Source organism: Aeromonas sp. A600620 (assembly GCF_029479985.1).
Taxonomy (GTDB): Bacteria; Pseudomonadota; Gammaproteobacteria; order Enterobacterales; family Aeromonadaceae; genus Aeromonas; species Aeromonas veronii_A.
Map to the genome: position 1 here is coordinate 263362 of NZ_JAAKXB010000003.1, position 15737 is coordinate 279098.

13 protein-coding genes are annotated in these 15737 nt (G+C 46.3%); 12 read left to right on the plus strand and 1 reads right to left on the minus strand.

From position 1 onward, the window contains the following. Positions 1-15 precede the first annotated feature (15 nt). The 12 genes from G5533_RS06235 to G5533_RS06290 all read left to right on the plus strand — a co-directional run bounded on the left by G5533_RS06235 (position 16) and on the right by G5533_RS06290 (position 13788). Positions 16-504 carry a GDP-mannose mannosyl hydrolase gene (locus tag G5533_RS06235; RefSeq protein WP_421255282.1) on the plus strand — a complete coding sequence of 163 codons (489 nt, stop codon included), beginning with the start codon at positions 16-18 and terminating at the stop codon, positions 502-504. After that, on the plus strand, positions 482-1606 hold the full coding sequence (locus G5533_RS06240; protein WP_421208013.1) for a glycosyltransferase family 4 protein: 1125 nt from the start codon (positions 482-484) through the stop codon (positions 1604-1606). The genes G5533_RS06235 and G5533_RS06240 overlap by 23 nt, the downstream gene beginning before the upstream one ends. Positions 1607-1625: 19 nt before the next feature. Beyond that, positions 1626-2576: a UDP-glucose 4-epimerase family protein gene (locus G5533_RS06245; RefSeq protein ID WP_421255326.1), complete on the plus strand. Its 951-nt coding sequence runs from the start codon at positions 1626-1628 to the stop codon at positions 2574-2576. Next, on the plus strand, positions 2576-3601 hold the full coding sequence (locus G5533_RS06250; RefSeq protein ID WP_216954282.1) for an MraY family glycosyltransferase: 1026 nt from the start codon (positions 2576-2578) through the stop codon (positions 3599-3601). Before G5533_RS06245 ends, G5533_RS06250 begins: the two co-directional genes overlap by 1 nt. Next, positions 3598-5583, plus strand: a complete 1986-nt coding sequence (locus G5533_RS06255) for a polysaccharide biosynthesis protein (RefSeq protein ID WP_421208014.1) — start codon at positions 3598-3600, stop codon at positions 5581-5583. Before G5533_RS06250 ends, G5533_RS06255 begins: the two co-directional genes overlap by 4 nt. Before the next feature lie 30 nt (positions 5584-5613). Beyond that, the gene (locus tag G5533_RS06260; RefSeq protein ID WP_323912956.1) at positions 5614-6870 is read left to right on the plus strand and encodes a lipopolysaccharide biosynthesis protein; all 1257 of its coding nucleotides are present in this window, start codon (positions 5614-5616) and stop codon (positions 6868-6870) included. An 8-nt stretch (positions 6871-6878) separates the two neighbouring features. Further along, positions 6879-7646 carry a glycosyltransferase family A protein gene (locus G5533_RS06265; RefSeq protein WP_323912953.1) on the plus strand — a complete coding sequence of 256 codons (768 nt, stop codon included), beginning with the start codon at positions 6879-6881 and terminating at the stop codon, positions 7644-7646. Position 7647: 1 nt separating this feature from the next. Then, on the plus strand, positions 7648-8742 hold the full coding sequence (locus G5533_RS06270) for a glycosyltransferase (protein ID WP_227340921.1): 1095 nt from the start codon (positions 7648-7650) through the stop codon (positions 8740-8742). Further along, positions 8739-9872 carry a glycosyltransferase family 4 protein gene (locus G5533_RS06275; protein ID WP_421205816.1) on the plus strand — a complete coding sequence of 378 codons (1134 nt, stop codon included), beginning with the start codon at positions 8739-8741 and terminating at the stop codon, positions 9870-9872. The genes G5533_RS06270 and G5533_RS06275 overlap by 4 nt, the downstream gene beginning before the upstream one ends. Before the next feature lie 18 nt (positions 9873-9890). Further along, the gene (locus G5533_RS06280; RefSeq protein ID WP_323912947.1) at positions 9891-11171 is read left to right on the plus strand and encodes a sugar transferase; all 1281 of its coding nucleotides are present in this window, start codon (positions 9891-9893) and stop codon (positions 11169-11171) included. A gap of 17 nt (positions 11172-11188) precedes the next feature. Then, positions 11189-12916, plus strand: coding sequence for a PglL family O-oligosaccharyltransferase (locus tag G5533_RS06285; protein ID WP_323912946.1), 1728 nt, complete (start codon positions 11189-11191; stop codon positions 12914-12916). 461 nt (positions 12917-13377) lie between these two features. Next, on the plus strand, positions 13378-13788 hold the full coding sequence (locus tag G5533_RS06290) for an H-NS family histone-like protein (protein WP_216954269.1): 411 nt from the start codon (positions 13378-13380) through the stop codon (positions 13786-13788). Between the two features lie 583 nt (positions 13789-14371). Here the strand turns inward: G5533_RS06290 and G5533_RS06295 are convergent. Further along, positions 14372-15736: an efflux transporter outer membrane subunit gene (locus tag G5533_RS06295; protein WP_323912944.1), complete on the minus strand. Its 1365-nt coding sequence runs from the start codon at positions 15734-15736 to the stop codon at positions 14372-14374. Between the last annotated feature and the right edge of the window lies 1 nt (position 15737).

Consider the following 15737-nt stretch of genomic DNA (forward strand, 5'->3'; position numbering starts at 1 on the left):
ATCTTGGGGCGAGATATGCATCTTACGGATGATGATTTTTTAAAAACAATAAAAAACACCCCCTTAATCTCGATTGATCTGGTGATTTCTGATAGTTCAGGGCGATATCTTCTCGGTCTCAGAAGAAATAGACCTGCAGCCGATCATTGGTTTGTTTTGGGGGGCAGGATAAAAAAGGGAGAAGCTATATTAGATGCCTTTAAAAGAGTTGCTGAGAATGAGCTTGGTGTGACGTTACAGAGTTCGAAAGCTAAATTTATTGGAGTCTACGAGCATTTTTATAAAGATTCTTTTTATGACGTTATGACTCCAACTCACTATGTTGTTTTAGCGTATTCAATAGAACTAGACCATGATATAAATTCATTCTCTGTTGCTCAGCATTCAAAGTATAAATGGTTTGATATAGTAGACCTTCTTGCATCACCAGATGTTCATCAATACACAAAGAACTATTTTTTAGATAAGGGCTTGGAAGATAATGAAAATTCTTCATTTTTTTAAAACATATTATCCAGATGCTTACGGTGGTGTGCAACAAGTCATATATCAGCTTGCGGAAGGTGCAGTAAAAAGAGGGCATGAGGTTGATGTATTATGCTTAAGTGCTGAGAATGCTGGTCGAAATTTTAACATCGCTAATCATAGTGTGCATGCTGCAAAAGAAGATTTTTATATAGCTTCGACTGGTTTTTCATGGTCTGCGATTGTCGAATTCAGGCGACTGGCTGAGAAAGCTGATATTATTCATTATCATTTTCCGTGGCCCTATATGGATCTCGTTCATTTTTGGGTTAATCCTAAAAAGCCGACAGTGGTCAGTTACCATTCTGACATTGTCAAACAAAAATACCTGCTACAACTTTATAAGCCATTGATGATGTCTTTTCTAAATAAAGTTGATGCTGTGGTCGCTTCTTCACCCAATTATGTCAAGACCAGCCCTGTTCTCTCTAGCCTAAAAAAGGATGTTGAGGTGATACCATTCGGTCTGGAAAAGGTATCTCCAAGTTATGCAGAACTATCGTTATCGAATAAATGGAATGATAAAATAAAAGGGCGTTTTTTTCTTTTTATCGGATTTTTACGATATTATAAGGGGTTGTCATTTGTCCTTGATGCTATGCGTGGACTTGATTATCCTTTGATAATAATTGGTGAAGGCCCATGTGAAAAGGAGTTGAAGTCTCAGGCGGATAAGTTAGGATTAAAAAATACGTTGTTTGTTGGTCCAGTAAGTGACGCTGAAAAAAATATTTTACTGGAGTTATGTTACGCTGTGGTATTTCCATCTCATCTGCGTTCTGAAGCGTTTGGTATGACTTTGTTAGAGGCATCAATGTATGGTAAGCCAATGATTACTTGCGAAATTGGTACAGGCACTACATATATAAATCTGCATGGTGAAACCGGCTTGGCAGTTGAGCCTGCAAATAGTGAGGCTCTCTCATCTGCAATGAAAAAGTTATGGGATGATCAAGATGAAGCTGAGCGTATGGGGAAAAATGCAAAGGCTAGATTTGAACATAACTTTACTGCCGACGTCATGATTGATAAATATATGACGTTATATGAAAAGGTTATCTCAAATTATTATTCATCTTGAAATGCCTATCTCAAACTGTATGTCCATACCTAGAATTCTTGTCACAGGTGCCAACGGATTTGTAGGCAAGGCGGTCTGTGAACACTTGCTGGCGCTGGGGGCGAATGTTAAAGGAGCGGTGCGAAGTCACCCGCTGGCTTCTTACCATGTTCAGGCTCCCTCTCTGACTGCCGATGCAAACTGGACAGCCCAATTGCAACAGGTGGATGTGGTTGTTCACTGTGCAGCCAGGGTGCATGTGATGTCGGAAACCGCGACAGATCCTTTGGCGGCTTTTCGAGCGGTGAATACAGAGGGCACCCTCGCTCTTGCTCGACAAGCGGCTGAGGCAGGGGTGAAGCGCTTCATCTTTATCAGTTCGATAAAAGTGAATGGCGAGCAGACCGAGCCTGGCAATCCATTTGATGAGAATGTGCAAAGTCCGCCAGAAGATCCCTATGGACGCTCGAAGTATGAGGCGGAACAGGGGCTGATGGCACTCGCGAAAGAGTGTGGTATGGCTGTAACCATCATTCGTCCTCCTCTTATCTATGGAGAAGGAGTGAAGGCTAACTTTGCCAGCATGATGACCTGGGTGCGCAAAGGGATCCCGCTCCCTTTTGCCCGTTTGACCAATGCGCGTAGCCTGTTGGCGTTACCTAATCTGTGTGACTTTATTGCCCATGCGATGGCGCACCCGGCTGCAGTGAATCAGGTCTTTTTAGTCGCAGATCCTGTCGCAGTGTCGACGTCTCAGTTGTTGGCGGCGATTGCAGAAGCAGAAGGCGTTAGCTGTCGGCTCTTTTATCTCCCACCAGGAGTAATAAGAGTGCTTGGACGCTGTTTGGGGATTGATGCCAAGCTACAACGGATTTATGGCTCTCTGGAAATGAATACCCGCAAGGCTCAGAGCCGATTACAATGGTCGGCACCCTATTCGCTCTCTCAGACCTTATCTCTGATGGCGTCAATCCATAGTGAGTCGTCTTGATGCTGGCATTTGTTTTGTTGTCGATATTTTGTCTTTTTCTTTCAATTACCATGACCGGCCTGCTCAGGCGCTACGCCCAGACCCGCTTGCTTGACCAACCCAATCATCGCAGTTCGCATCAGGTGCCTACCCCGAGAGGCGGTGGCATGGCTATCGTGGCGACCTTTCTGCTGGCAGCCCCGTTGTTTGTTACCCTGATCCCACTGCCCGCCGGCATATCCCAGAGCAGCTTTGCATTGATATGGGCTGCGGCGCTGGGCATTGCATTGGTTGGTTTTATCGATGACCACATCTCTCTCAAGCCTCGAACCCGCCTGATTGTGCAGAGCATGGCGGCCGCTTTGGTGGTTTCTGCGGTTAATGGTTTGCCAGCGCTGACCTTCTTTGGTTGGCAGCTCGATCTGGCCTGGTTTGGTTACCTGCTGGTCTGGCTGGGGGTGATCTGGTTTATCAATCTCTACAACTTTATGGATGGCATCGATGGCTTGGCGGCAGGTGAAGCCGTTGTCGTCTGTCTGTTCATGACGTTATTTCACTATCTGGTTGGGGGGGAGTGGTCGTCTGCCAGTTTGATCCTGCTACTGGGGATTTCGGCGGCTGGCTTCTTGTGCTGGAATTTTCCGCCCGCCAGGATCTTTATGGGGGATGGTGGCAGCGGTTTTCTTGGCTTGATGCTGGCTTCCCTGATGCTGCTGGATGCCGCTTCTGCGCCTCAATTCCTGTGGGCATGGCTCGTCATGCTCGGAGTCTTTGTGGTTGATGCGACCTGGACGTTACTGAATCGCTATCGTCTGAAATGTCGTCTGAGCGAGGCGCATCGTACTCATGGCTATCAATATCTGGCGAGACGTTGGCAAAGTCATCGAAACGTGACCTTGGCTGTGCTTGTTTTAAATAGCCTCTGGCTTGCGCCGATCGCTGTCATGATTGTATTGGGCCAGCTCGATGGTGTGATCGGTCTGGTCATTGCCTACTTGCCGTTAGCCTTTCTTGCGTATCACCTGAATGCAGGAGTACCAGAATGAGAAATGAGCTTTTACCCGGAGGGGGCTGGCTACTGAGTTGCCTGGGCTCCCTATCACGAGCCAGTAAGCGTGTCATCTCTGTCGCCGTTGATATGCTCTTGATCACCATGACCTATTGGGGAGCGTACTGGATCCGGCTTGAACATAACTGGCCCATCGATAGCCCTCATCACTGGGCACTCCTTGGCGCAATTATCGTTGTCAGCATCAGTTTGTTTGTACGGCTGGGGCTCTATCGCGCAGTACTCCGATATGTCAGCTTTCGGGTCTTATGGACAATCTCGCTAGGCGCATTTCTTTCAACCTGTTTCTTTGTTCTCTCTGCATTTTACTTTGATATCTTTCTGCCCAGAACGGTATCTGTTATCTATCTCTCCTTTTTGGTGCTGCTGGTTGGTGGTGTGCGGCTGTTTTTCCGGGCGCTGCTCAATACCACCCGTCTGGCTCGTACCCAGGTGTTGATCTATGGCGCGGGTTCTTCGGGTCGACAGCTTCAAATGGCCTTGTTGCAAGGTAATGAGTTTTATCCCGTCGCCTTTATTGATGACGATCCCGCCAAACAGGGATGCGTGATCCAGGGCTGTACCGTTTATCACAGTGCTCAGTTGCCAGCCCTGATTGACCACCATGGGGTACAGAAGATCTTGCTGGCTATGCCGAGCAGCACCAGAGCGCGTCGTCAGGAGGTGATCAATGCACTTGAGCCCCTCTCTTGCGAAGTACTCTCTATCCCGGGAATGGCCGATCTGGTCAATGGCTCGGCTCGCATAGATCAGCTCAATGAGGTTTCCATCGACGATCTGTTGGGCAGAGATCCGGTAGAGCCGGTGACAAAATTAATGGAAGCCAATATCACAGGCAAAGCGGTCATGGTAACCGGTGCCGGTGGCTCCATTGGTTCTGAGTTATGTCGCCAGATCTTGCGGTGCCGACCGTCCACCTTGGTTCTGTTCGAGCTATCTGAATATGCTCTCTATGCCTTAAATAAGAATCTGCGTGAACAGTGTCAGCGCGAGCAGATCGAAACAGAGCTGGTGCCGTTATTGGGTTCAGTACAGCGCCAGCATCGTCTAAAAACGGTGATGCAGAGCTTCAGGATCCAGACCGTCTACCATACCGCGGCTTACAAACATGTCCCGCTGGTCGAGTTCAATATCATTGAAGGAGTACGTAACAACGTATTCGGCACTCTTTATGCGGCACAGGCGGCCATTGAGGCAGGGGTGGAAACATTCGTGCTGATCTCTACCGATAAAGCTGTGCGGCCAACCAATACCATGGGGGCCAGCAAGCGTCTGGCCGAATTGATCTTGCAAGCCTTGACCCGCGAGAAGCACAGCACCCGTTTTTGTATGGTGCGCTTTGGCAATGTTCTTGGATCTTCCGGCTCAGTGGTGCCGTTATTCAGACAGCAGATAGATAAGGGGGGGCCTATCACCCTGACTCACCCCGATATCATCCGTTACTTCATGACGATACCTGAGGCTGCCCAGTTGGTGATCCAGGCCGGCGCCATGGGGGAGGGGGGCGACGTCTTTGTGCTCGATATGGGGCAACCGGTACGGATCATGGAGCTGGCCAAGCGCATGATACGCCTCAGCGGCCTGACACTGCGTGATGAGCAGCGTCCCGATGGTGATATCGCCATAGAGGTGACGGGGTTGCGGCCGGGCGAAAAGCTCTACGAAGAGTTACTGATTGGTGATGATGCCAGAGGAACCGAACACCCCAGGATCATGGTGGCACAAGAGAGCTGGCTGCCCTGGTCCCGACTGCGCCCCTTGCTGGCCTCGCTGGATGATGCTTGTCACCGTTTTGATCAACAGCAAGTGCGCGAGATCCTGATGCATGCTCCTGCTGCATTCGAACCGACGGATGGTATCTGTGATCTGGTGTGGCTAGCGAAGCAGCAGCATACAATAACGGAGAACATCGTGAAGCTACCAGTACACAATGTTAATTTTTTGCTGGCTAGAAATTGAGTTACCTGTTTCTATAATGAGGCAACTTGGATGCGATTAGGCCTGGTTGTGGCATTTTATCGAGAATATGCCGCAATTATTACTAATGTTAGTATTCTATTATTTGAAAAAATGGTGACCATTGGGTTGGTTTTTTTTTGCGAGGGGGTAATTAGTCATCTACTCGGTGTGTCATTATATGGGAAATGGCTATATTCGCTCAATGCCGTCATTTTATTGTCATCAGTTACATTGATTGCCGGCTCGGAAGTTGTTGTTCCGGCATTAGTTCGGCATCCTCATTTGCGTTGGAAGATACTATCTTCAGTATTTGTTTTTCGTCTACTTTTCGCTTTGGTTGCTTTGCTTGTCACATTAGTCTACGCAAATTTTATTGTCGCAGATCAAGATGTAAGATTAATGCTGATGCTATTGGCACTGGCGCTCATTTTTAATGAACCATTTTCAGTAATAGCCAACTACTATCAAGCCACCACAAATATAGGTATTGTTGTAGCGATTCGTCTTGCAATTTTATTATTAAGGGTGCTTTTGGTAAGCCTCGCTCTTTTACTTTCATCTTATTTCATCATCTATTCAAGCAGGGCAATAGAAGCAATGTTTTTAGCTATGTCACTGTGTTGTGTTATTTATTTTAGAGGTGGCATCTGGGACTGGCATAAAAAAGTGGCAGTGGTAATGTTAAGTCGAGGTGGGGCGCTCTGGGTCCCATTAATGCTGATGCTGATTTATATGAGAATTGATCGCTTTTTCATCGAGCATTACTTAGGGTATGAACAACTAGCCATGTATGGTGTAGCTAGTCAAATGCTAGAGCAGGGCGTACTTGTACTTGGTATAGTTGTGCAGTCTATAGCCCCAATGATGTTATATGGGCGCAGAGTAAAAAAAATACATACGGTCTGTTTAGGGCTGTTATTAGTTGCATGTATCTTGCAATTAATGGGTTGGTTATGGCTACATGAAATTGTCTATTTTATCTTTGGAAAAGATTATGAGTTAGCAGCAGAATTAGCCATTATGATGTTGCCTGCGCTTTCTTTTTTCGCTGTGGATAGCGTTTTAATGCAACGGTTATACCGTGACAAAAAATATTTTTTGATAATGTGCAAGTGGTTCTTTCTCTTAATTATAAGCATGTTCAACTATTGGTTGTTGCTAAAAGTATTTCGTTCCGGTGACATTTACATCGTTTACATAACTAATGCTTTTTTGATGATGGCTGCGACGATGTCGATATACTTCATTCATCAATATAAAGGTTGCGTGTGTAAGGTCGTGCAATGATAACAATAATGACGCCAACTTATAACAGAGCATATGTTTTACCAAGGTTGTATGACAGTTTGTGTCAGCAGACAAGGCGGGACTTTGAATGGCTTGTAATCGATGACGGTAGCACTGATGGTACCGCCGAGCTTATTTTTGATTATAGAGTTAAATCTGACTTTCCAATCAATTATTTTTATAAAGAAAATGGAGGGAAGCATCGCGCTATAAATGAAGGTGTGGTTCATGCGACCGGTGATTGGATTATCATTGTGGATAGTGATGACTTATTAACTGGTGATGCTGTTGCCAAGCTATATGATGTTATGAATCATATTGGCTCGGAATTTGTTGGGATGTGTTTTAGAAAAGCAACATTATCTGGTCATATAATTGGTATCTCCGACACCGCATGGAGCAAGTCAATGGTAATGCAGCCCATCATGGCAGGGCATATATTACAAGGTGACCTGGCTTATGTTTTTCGCACTAATGTTATGCGTGAGTTTCCTTTTCCTCAGTTCCCGGGCGAAAAGTTTGTACCAGAGTTATATATATGGAATAAAATTGCCGATATAGGTAAGATAGTTTTTTATGTAGACCAAGTAATATACTTGTGTGAATATCTTCCTGATGGCTACACCTCAAATTTTAAAAAAAATCTAAGAAGTAATCCATGTGGTTTTGGTTTGTTTTATCGAGACCAGGTGATCCGAGATACTCGATTGTTCGGCAAGGTCAAAGCATGTGTCAGAAGTCTCCAGTGCATTCTTTACTGTTGGTTGAAGAAATAGCATGAAAATTGCGATGGTAATCACAGGCCTTGGTATGGGGGGCGCTGAACGACAAGTGTGCGATTTGGCAGATCAATTTATTAGGTTGGGCCACCATATATTAATTATCTCGATGACCGGTGAAATTAGCAATCGCCCACATTCGACTGCAGCAAACATCGTTTCACTGCAGATGAGGAAAACTCCATTTAGTGTTTTCAAAGCATACTGGCAGGCGATCAGGTTACTTAATCAATATAAACCGGATGTGGTGCATAGCCATATGGTGCATGCAAATATTTTTGCTCGGTTATTACGATTGTTTGTATCATTTCCGAAGCTTATCTGCTCTGCACATAGTGTTAATGAGGGAAGAGGGTGGCGGATATTGGCATACCGGCTTACCGAAAGGTTATGTGATCTTAACACAAACGTAAGCCAAGAAGCAGTTGAGGCTTTTATTAAACAAGGTGCGGTATCTGCCGGGCGAATGAAAGTCATGTATAATGGTATTGATACGGAGCGTTTTTATTTTAACGCCACAGTCAGAAATAAATTACGCTCTCAGCTTGGGATTGATGACAATAACATATTGTTAATTTCAGTAGGCAGACTGACCGCTGCCAAGGACTATACAAATTTGCTTGTTGCATTTGCGATGTTATCTTCGAGATCCAATAATGTTAAGTTGGTCATCATAGGTGAGGGTGAGGAAAAAGAATACTTAACCACAATCGCTAGCGCACAAGGGATTAGCGAGCGAGTTCATTTCTTGGGGCTGCGCTATGATGTTGAAGATTGGATGAGTGCAGCAGATATATTTGTGTTGTCATCAGCTTGGGAGGGGTTTGGTTTAGTTGTGGCTGAGGCTATGGCTACTGAGCGGGTAGTGGTTGCTACCGATTGTGGTGGAGTGAGGGAAGTGGTTGGCTCTGCTGGATTGCTTGTCCCCTCTAAAAATAGTCAGCAGCTATTTACCGCGATTGAGCAGGCTATGATGCTTTCGCCGCTTGAGAGAGAGGTGATGACTAGGGAGGCTCGGATTCGGGTTATTAGCCATTATTCAATAGAGACTATCTGTCTGCGTTGGTTAAATTTGTACCAGGACTACACATGAGCAAACATCTTTGTATGGTGAGCAATACAGCGTGGTCAATGTGGAATTTTCGCCGCGGATTATTATCTGCACTTATACAACATGGATATCGCATAACCATTGTTGCTCCACCTGATAATACAGTTTTTTCGCTCTGTGATTTGGGGTGTTCATTTATACCGTTGGCACTATCCCCTAAAGGAGTCAACCCAATTGTTGAACTAAAATTAATATTTGATTTCGTAAGAATATATAGAAAAATTAATGCGGATTTAATTATCCATTATACGGTAAAACCAAATATATATGGTTCTTTTGCTGCACATCTTTGTCGCACACCTGCCTTGGCTATAACCACTGGGTTAGGATATGCCTTTATGAATGATGGTTGGGTGCCCAAAGTAGTAAGGTTGCTTTATAAATTCGCTTTTAAATATCCTAAGCTAGTCATTTTCTTAAATGAAGATGATCGCCTTGAATTTGTATCAAGACAGTTGGTAGATGAAAGAAAGACTCTGTTACTGCCTGGCGAGGGCGTTGATTTGAGTTTTTTTTATCCTTCAGAAAAATTTGCTGAAGATGACTCGGTTAGTTTTTTGCTCATTGCGCGGTTGTTATGGGATAAGGGGATTGGAGAATATGCAGCAGCCGCAAAGCAGATTCATATTCGTCATCCAAACATAAAGTTTAAATTGCTAGGCGATGTTCAGGCTGATAACCCACGAGCGATCGGATATGCACAGTTGCATGAATGGATCAATGACGGTGTGCTGGAATATCTCGGTACTACACATGATGTTAGGCCTATCATAATGGAAAGTGATTGTATTGTGTTACCTTCTTATCGCGAAGGATTGCCAAGAACTATGATCGAAGCTGCTGCAATGGCAAAGCCAATTATTGTTACCGATGTTCCTGGATGTAGAGATGTACTGCTACATGAGAAAACCGGGTTACTCTGTCAAGCTAGAAATGTTTCATCATTGGCTGATGCGATGATGACATTCATACGAATGACTACAGCTCAAAGAACCTTGATGGGTAATGCTGGGAGGCAATTAGTTAGTGCCAGATTCGATGAGAAAAAAATCATTGGCATATATTTTGACATATTGGCTCAGCATATCGATGGCGCTCACCCCTGTGGTTGATAACTAAATGAGTATTTCATGATAAATAATAGCTATTATCCATATGGTGGTCGTTGGTATGACCTTGTACGGTTTAATTATACAATAATGTTCTTTTTTACATCCTTGGTGTCAACATTATTACCTGCATTTTTGTTTTGGGGCGAGGACTTTTGGAATTTCCTTGATGATGTAAAAATAAATTCACTTTTAGGAATCTTTATAACATGTATTACTGCTGGTTTTTTCCTGAGTCGAGTGCTTTGCTATCCTGGAGTTAATGCTTTATCTTATATGATTCCAACAGTAACCGCTGTGTATGGAATATTATTCGGTGTGTTGCTGCTGTTTCGTCTTGAGTATAGTAGGCCAGTAATTATAAGCTCGTATATATTGGTTTTAGTATCTTGCTGGCTTATTTATTACTTAGGGGCACGATCTGGCAAGGTTAAGTATTCCATCATCCCGGTTGGTAATTATCAGAAACTGTGTGCCTTGACTGCTGTTGAATGGAATATTCTTCACAAACCAGATTTTTCTCTGTTTTGTGGTAATGCCGTAGTTGCTGACCTTCACTCATCTGATTTGACGAGTGAATGGCAAAGGTTATTAACTGATTTCGTTTTGTTAGGGATACCAATCTATCACAGCAAAACTATATATGCATCATTAACAGGCCGAGTGAGCGTTGAGCAATTATATGAAAATGACTTGGGTTCCGCTATTCCCTCGTTGTTTTATTTCTTTTTAAAAAGACTAGCTGATCTTTTGGTTGTTATAATTGCACTCCCCTTTTTTATGCCGGTGTTACTTATAACAGCAATATTAATAAAGCTGGAAAGCCCTGGCCCTGTTTTCTTTAAGCAAAAGAGAGTTGGGCTGGGTAATAAAGATTTTGTAATATATAAATTTCGTAGTATGCATGACAGTTCATCATCAGACAATGCATATTTTGCTCAGGAGGTTGACAAACGGATTACTCGTGTTGGTAATTTTATTCGTAAATATAGAATTGATGAGCTCCCGCAATTCTTTAATGTTCTTAAAGGGGATATGAGCTTGATTGGTCCACGGCCTGAACAGCGTTTTTTTGTGGAGAGGTTTGAGTTTGAATTACCATTCTATATGTATCGTCATATGGTTCGTCCTGGTATAAGTGGATGGGCTCAGGTGATGCATGGCTACTCAGCTGATACAGATAGTACTCGTATAAAATTAGAATATGATTTTTATTATATTAGAAACTTTTCGCTTTGGCTTGATCTATTAATAGTAATCAAAACTATTAAAACAATGCTGACAGGGTTTGGGGCTCGTTGAGTATACGGAAATAATATATGAGCAGCTTGTATTGGATTTTATCTTCATTATACTGGTTACTTGGAGTGCATTTTTTTATGCACAACCCGGGAGGAGCAGGGCTATATCTGCCCTTTAACGCATGGGGATGGGTGTTTGCCTCGCTGGCTATTGGATTAGGATTGTGGCAAGTGACGTTACGCCAGCGTCTGCTCTTTTCTCCATTACAAGCGGGCTTATGGATAGGGGCACTCTTGCTACTGCTGCCGATGTTCTATCCAGGTTTTGCACTCAGGGATTATGCCATTCCAAGATTATTGGGGCTTTTTGCTGGTCTGCTGTTTTTATTCGGGCTCTATCAATGGCGCTTCAATCGGTTGCAGCGTGATCGCTTGCTCTATATCGTCCTGATAGCGATCGCGATGGAGGCTTTGCTCGGTCTGATACAGTTCTATCTGTTGACACCCGGTAACTGGATTGGCTACGACACTAAAACCAATCGTCCTTACGGGATCTTTCAACAGCCAAACGTGATGGCAACCTTTATGGCAACTGGTCTTGCCCTTGCTATTTGGCTGGAATTACGCCGAGAGGGTGGTCGTTTGCTGATGGCTCTGCGCTATGGCGTCATTCTATCAGCAACACTGTTGCTGGTTGTTTTGCAATCCCGAGTGGGTCAACTTGGCGGTCTGCTAGCTCTGTTTTTATTGATACCGCAACTCCATCGCCATCGAGTGCTATGGCGTATGTTGGCACTGGTTATTTTTGCGGTGGCCCTTGGCCTGCTATCACAGTACTGGATGGCAGGAGCAAAGCGCGGGTTGGAGATTTATCAATCTGGTGGTATGCGATCTATTTATTGGCCTTATGCAGCCAAGCTGATTGCCGAAGCACCATGGAGTGGTTGGGGATACGGCAGTTTTGAATCTGTTTTTCTCCATCACTACATGGCTGATAAGGCGCTGAATCCATCTATGGTGCAGATTGAGTACAATCTTGACCATCCCCACAACGAATTCCTTTATTGGGCTGTTGAGGGAGGGGTGGCTCCCATGGTTGGTATGGTGATTATGGGGGGCGCATTATTGTGGCGCCTGACGAAGGTGCGTTGGGTAAATGCCATGGCACTGCTTGCCCTGGTGACACCGATATTGCTCCATACTCAGACGGAATATCCCCTTTACCATGCAATCGTGTTGTGGTGGTTGTTGCTGACGCTGATCTATGTCGTTGACACCGAGATTGAAGAAACCCGTTTCGTGAGTTGCGGTAGCCCATCGTGGTTGGACATTGAGTATCGCCCCTGGTTGTTGCTCCGATTTATGGCAATAGCTATCCCTCTATTGATTGTCCCATTTATGCTGACAGCCCTTCATACTGCCTGGGTCGTCACCAAATACGAGCGGGGAGGTTATAAGGAGCCGACGCTCTTGCTGGAGATTATCAATCCTATGGCATGGCTGACACGAGTTGAATTTGATGTGAACTCGGTTCGTCTGATGGTCGGTTTGCAGACAAACAACAAGGATGAACTGGAAGCTTATCTGGAGTGGGGGCAGGACTTCGTACTTCATACACCACGAGCTAATATATACGCCAATATGGTGACAGCACTTAACGCTCTGGGTCGCAAAGAGGCAGCCGATACGATGCGTCTGGAAGCGCTCAGACTCTATCCTGCGGAACCTCTGCTGAGTGGCTCTGTAGCTATACCGGTGATCAGTGGTGTTGATCAATCTGCACAAAGTAATGCTCGCGCAAATTAGCGTAATTTAACAACCGGGTAAGATCGGTTATGTTAAAAAACAGATTGTTTATTTGTCTTTAGATATATGGGTTGGTGTTGTAAGCTCATGATTTTTATGGATAAAAGTTATGGCCTTTTAAGTCGTCGTTGCTGAGGAATTGCTTTGTGGCTTTTTTATTTCACCTTGATGGGTAACTGGGCGGGGGGGGGGAGGGCATATCGGGTGTCACTATAAAGAGAATCTTCTGACTGCATGCAGTGGGATATTAATGAGCCCTGTAATATCTGAGATCATCATCTGTCAGATTGTATAGCAATCACAACTGAGCATTGATTTGTTATCACGCTTCGCGTCAAGAGAGTATGGTGAGTGAAAAATAAAAAAAAAGGAGTGTAAATACAGAAAACGGTATGTTGTTATCAATTGTCCATGCTATTCTGACACGGTAATCCCTGTGACCGACTTTTTGTGAGGAAATAATGAACGAGTTTCTGAAAGTTCTGCTGAACATTCGCAGTCTGCGTGCGGCTGTTCGTGAGCTGCCGTTTGAGCAACTGCTGGAAGCTAAAGAGAAGTTTGACCTGGTTTACCAAGAGCGCGCCGATTCTGTTGAACAGGAGCGTGCTGAACAGGAAGAGCGTCAGCGCAAGCTGAATGAATTCACCGAAATGCTGCAGCAGGCTGGTATTGATCCTCGTGAGCTACTGGCGACTGCCGCTGCTCCGGCTGCTGCAACTGGCGCTGCCAAGAGCAAGCGAGCTCCGCGTCCGGCTAAATACAAGTACGAAGAAGATGGCCAGGAAAAAACCTGGACCGGTCAAGGCCGTATGCCGAAAGCCATTGCTGCTCAAGTCGCATTGGGTAAAGACCTGAACGATTTCCTGATCTAATTCGTCAGGTTCAGAGATTGAATAATGCCGCCCTCGGGCGGCATTATTTTTGCCGTTTTACTCGTGGTTATCCAACCAGTATTTCCACCTCATTGTTATCTGCATTCCTCGTTTGTATCCTTTCTCTCTCGCCTTACCCGCAGTTCCTTTACTCAATATCATTCGTTGTTTACGATTAATTTTGTCCTGTGGCTCACCAAAGCGATATCGCTATTTGTATGCGTTGTGCTGATACGAGCTTCGGATATGTTTCTCACGATTCACGATTCACGATTCACGATTCACGATTCACGATTCACGATTCACGATTCACGGTGCGTCGTTCGGCAAGAGTAGAGCTCTCTGCTGATGGAATATCCGGTAATCGTTATCTCCGGTCAGGGGGCGTTAGGTATAGAGAGAGCCGCAAGGTATGGCCGGTATATTCAGGGTCGCCGATGCATGTAATTGGCTGCGCTGCCATGACTGCCCCTGATAATGGGCAATGAAGTTCGGCTGCAGTGTGGGAGAGGAAATTCTGTATGGTCTATGGCGATGATATTCCCCACTCTGTAGGCAGAGTGGGGGATAGCCAGGTGAAGCGCTATCGGGGCGTCACGCTATCGCTGCCACCCAGGGCGCGATAGATTTTGGCTGTGGTGGTGAGCTGCTCTTTTTGCTGTGCCAGCAGGCTCTGCTGGGCATCCCACAGTCGGTTCTGCTCATCAAGCCAAGCTTGCACGCCGGTCGCACCCGCCTGGAAGCGAGCCTTGGCCAGTCGTTCGGCCTCCCGGGCATAACTCAGCTGCTCCTGCAGATAATCGAGTCGCTGCTGGCCATAGTGGCGGGCGGCCAGATTGTCTTCCACTTCCACCAGTGCAGTGTAGAGCTGCTTGCGAAACTCGGTTTCGGCGATCTGGTAATCCAGCTCCGAGCTTTCAATGGCGAGCTGGGTGCGGTTGTATTCAAGGAAGGGGAGGGCAAGGCTGGCTCCCAGCGTACCGACCGGATTTTGCAGCACTTGCGCCAATCTATCGGATGCGGTGCTGGCGCTGCCGGTCAGGGTCAGGCTGGGGTAGAAGCTGGTGCGGATCTCATCCCCTTTAGCCAGCGTCTTGCGCAGCCGCAATTCGGCCGCTTTGACATCGGGGCGGCGGGCCAGCACATCGGCCGGAATACCCACCGCAAGTTCAGGAATGGCCTGCTTTGCAAGGGAAGCGGGTGCATACTCCAGCGGCCCGCTGCTGCGGCCCAGCAACAGACGCAGGGCATTGCGAGCCTGCTCCTGCTGCGCCTTGAGGGAGGCCAGCTCAGCCTGCTTGCCTGCCAGTTGCTGGCGTGCCTGCGCCAGATCGAGTCGGGTGATGGCGCCTGCCTGGTATTTGGTTTGGGTCAGCTGCTCGGTTCGCGTCAGGTTGGCCAGCTGCTGTTCTCCGAGTGCGATGGCAGAGCCGAGATAGCCGAGCTGCCAATACTGCTCCAGAGTATTGCCAATCAGCAGGAGTCGGGTGCTGGCGAGATCCTGCTCGCTTGCCGCCGCCTCCCAGCTTGCCTGATCTCGCACCGAGGCAAGCTTGCCCCACAAATCCACTTCGTAACTGAGGCTCAGCGAGGGGCCCAGACTGTTGGTGCCTTTGCCGCTTTTCAGATCCTTGTTGCCACTGGCTGCGATAGTGCCATTGACCGAGGGGGTGAGGTTGGTATCGGCCTGCTCGGCGCCCAGTCTGGCGCTTTTGAGCTTGAGGGCCGCCACATGCATGTCCGGGTTGGCGGCTAGAACCGCCTCGACCAATTTGTCGAGTTGGGGATCATGAAATTCCCGCCACCAGAGGCCAGCCTGCGCAGCCAGTTGGGCGCCCTCTGCTTGTTGCCATGTGGGGGCGATCGCCAACTCGGGTCTTTGATAGGTGCTGTGCTGACTACAGCCGCTGAGGGCCATAGAGAGAGCCAGCCAGGAGAGTTTGTGCATT

What these genes read in the sequence shown, in the direction of transcription:
- G5533_RS06295 (WP_323912944.1), bottom strand. Translation starts at nt 15,736, where the DNA reads ATGCACAAACTCTCCTGGCTGGCTCTCTCTATGGCCCTCAGCGGCTGT.
- G5533_RS06290 (WP_216954269.1), top strand. Translation starts at nt 13,378, where the DNA reads ATGAACGAGTTTCTGAAAGTTCTGCTGAACATTCGCAGTCTGCGTGCG.
- G5533_RS06275 (WP_421205816.1), top strand. Translation starts at nt 8,739, where the DNA reads ATGAGCAAACATCTTTGTATGGTGAGCAATACAGCGTGGTCAATGTGG.
- G5533_RS06250 (WP_216954282.1), top strand. Translation starts at nt 2,576, where the DNA reads ATGCTGGCATTTGTTTTGTTGTCGATATTTTGTCTTTTTCTTTCAATT.
- G5533_RS06255 (WP_421208014.1), top strand. Translation starts at nt 3,598, where the DNA reads ATGAGAAATGAGCTTTTACCCGGAGGGGGCTGGCTACTGAGTTGCCTG.
- G5533_RS06270 (WP_227340921.1), top strand. Translation starts at nt 7,648, where the DNA reads ATGAAAATTGCGATGGTAATCACAGGCCTTGGTATGGGGGGCGCTGAA.
- G5533_RS06245 (WP_421255326.1), top strand. Translation starts at nt 1,626, where the DNA reads ATGTCCATACCTAGAATTCTTGTCACAGGTGCCAACGGATTTGTAGGC.
- G5533_RS06240 (WP_421208013.1), top strand. Translation starts at nt 482, where the DNA reads ATGAAAATTCTTCATTTTTTTAAAACATATTATCCAGATGCTTACGGT.
- G5533_RS06235 (WP_421255282.1), top strand. Translation starts at nt 16, where the DNA reads ATGCATCTTACGGATGATGATTTTTTAAAAACAATAAAAAACACCCCC.
- G5533_RS06280 (WP_323912947.1), top strand. Translation starts at nt 9,891, where the DNA reads ATGATAAATAATAGCTATTATCCATATGGTGGTCGTTGGTATGACCTT.
- G5533_RS06260 (WP_323912956.1), top strand. Translation starts at nt 5,614, where the DNA reads ATGCGATTAGGCCTGGTTGTGGCATTTTATCGAGAATATGCCGCAATT.
- G5533_RS06285 (WP_323912946.1), top strand. Translation starts at nt 11,189, where the DNA reads ATGAGCAGCTTGTATTGGATTTTATCTTCATTATACTGGTTACTTGGA.
- G5533_RS06265 (WP_323912953.1), top strand. Translation starts at nt 6,879, where the DNA reads ATGACGCCAACTTATAACAGAGCATATGTTTTACCAAGGTTGTATGAC.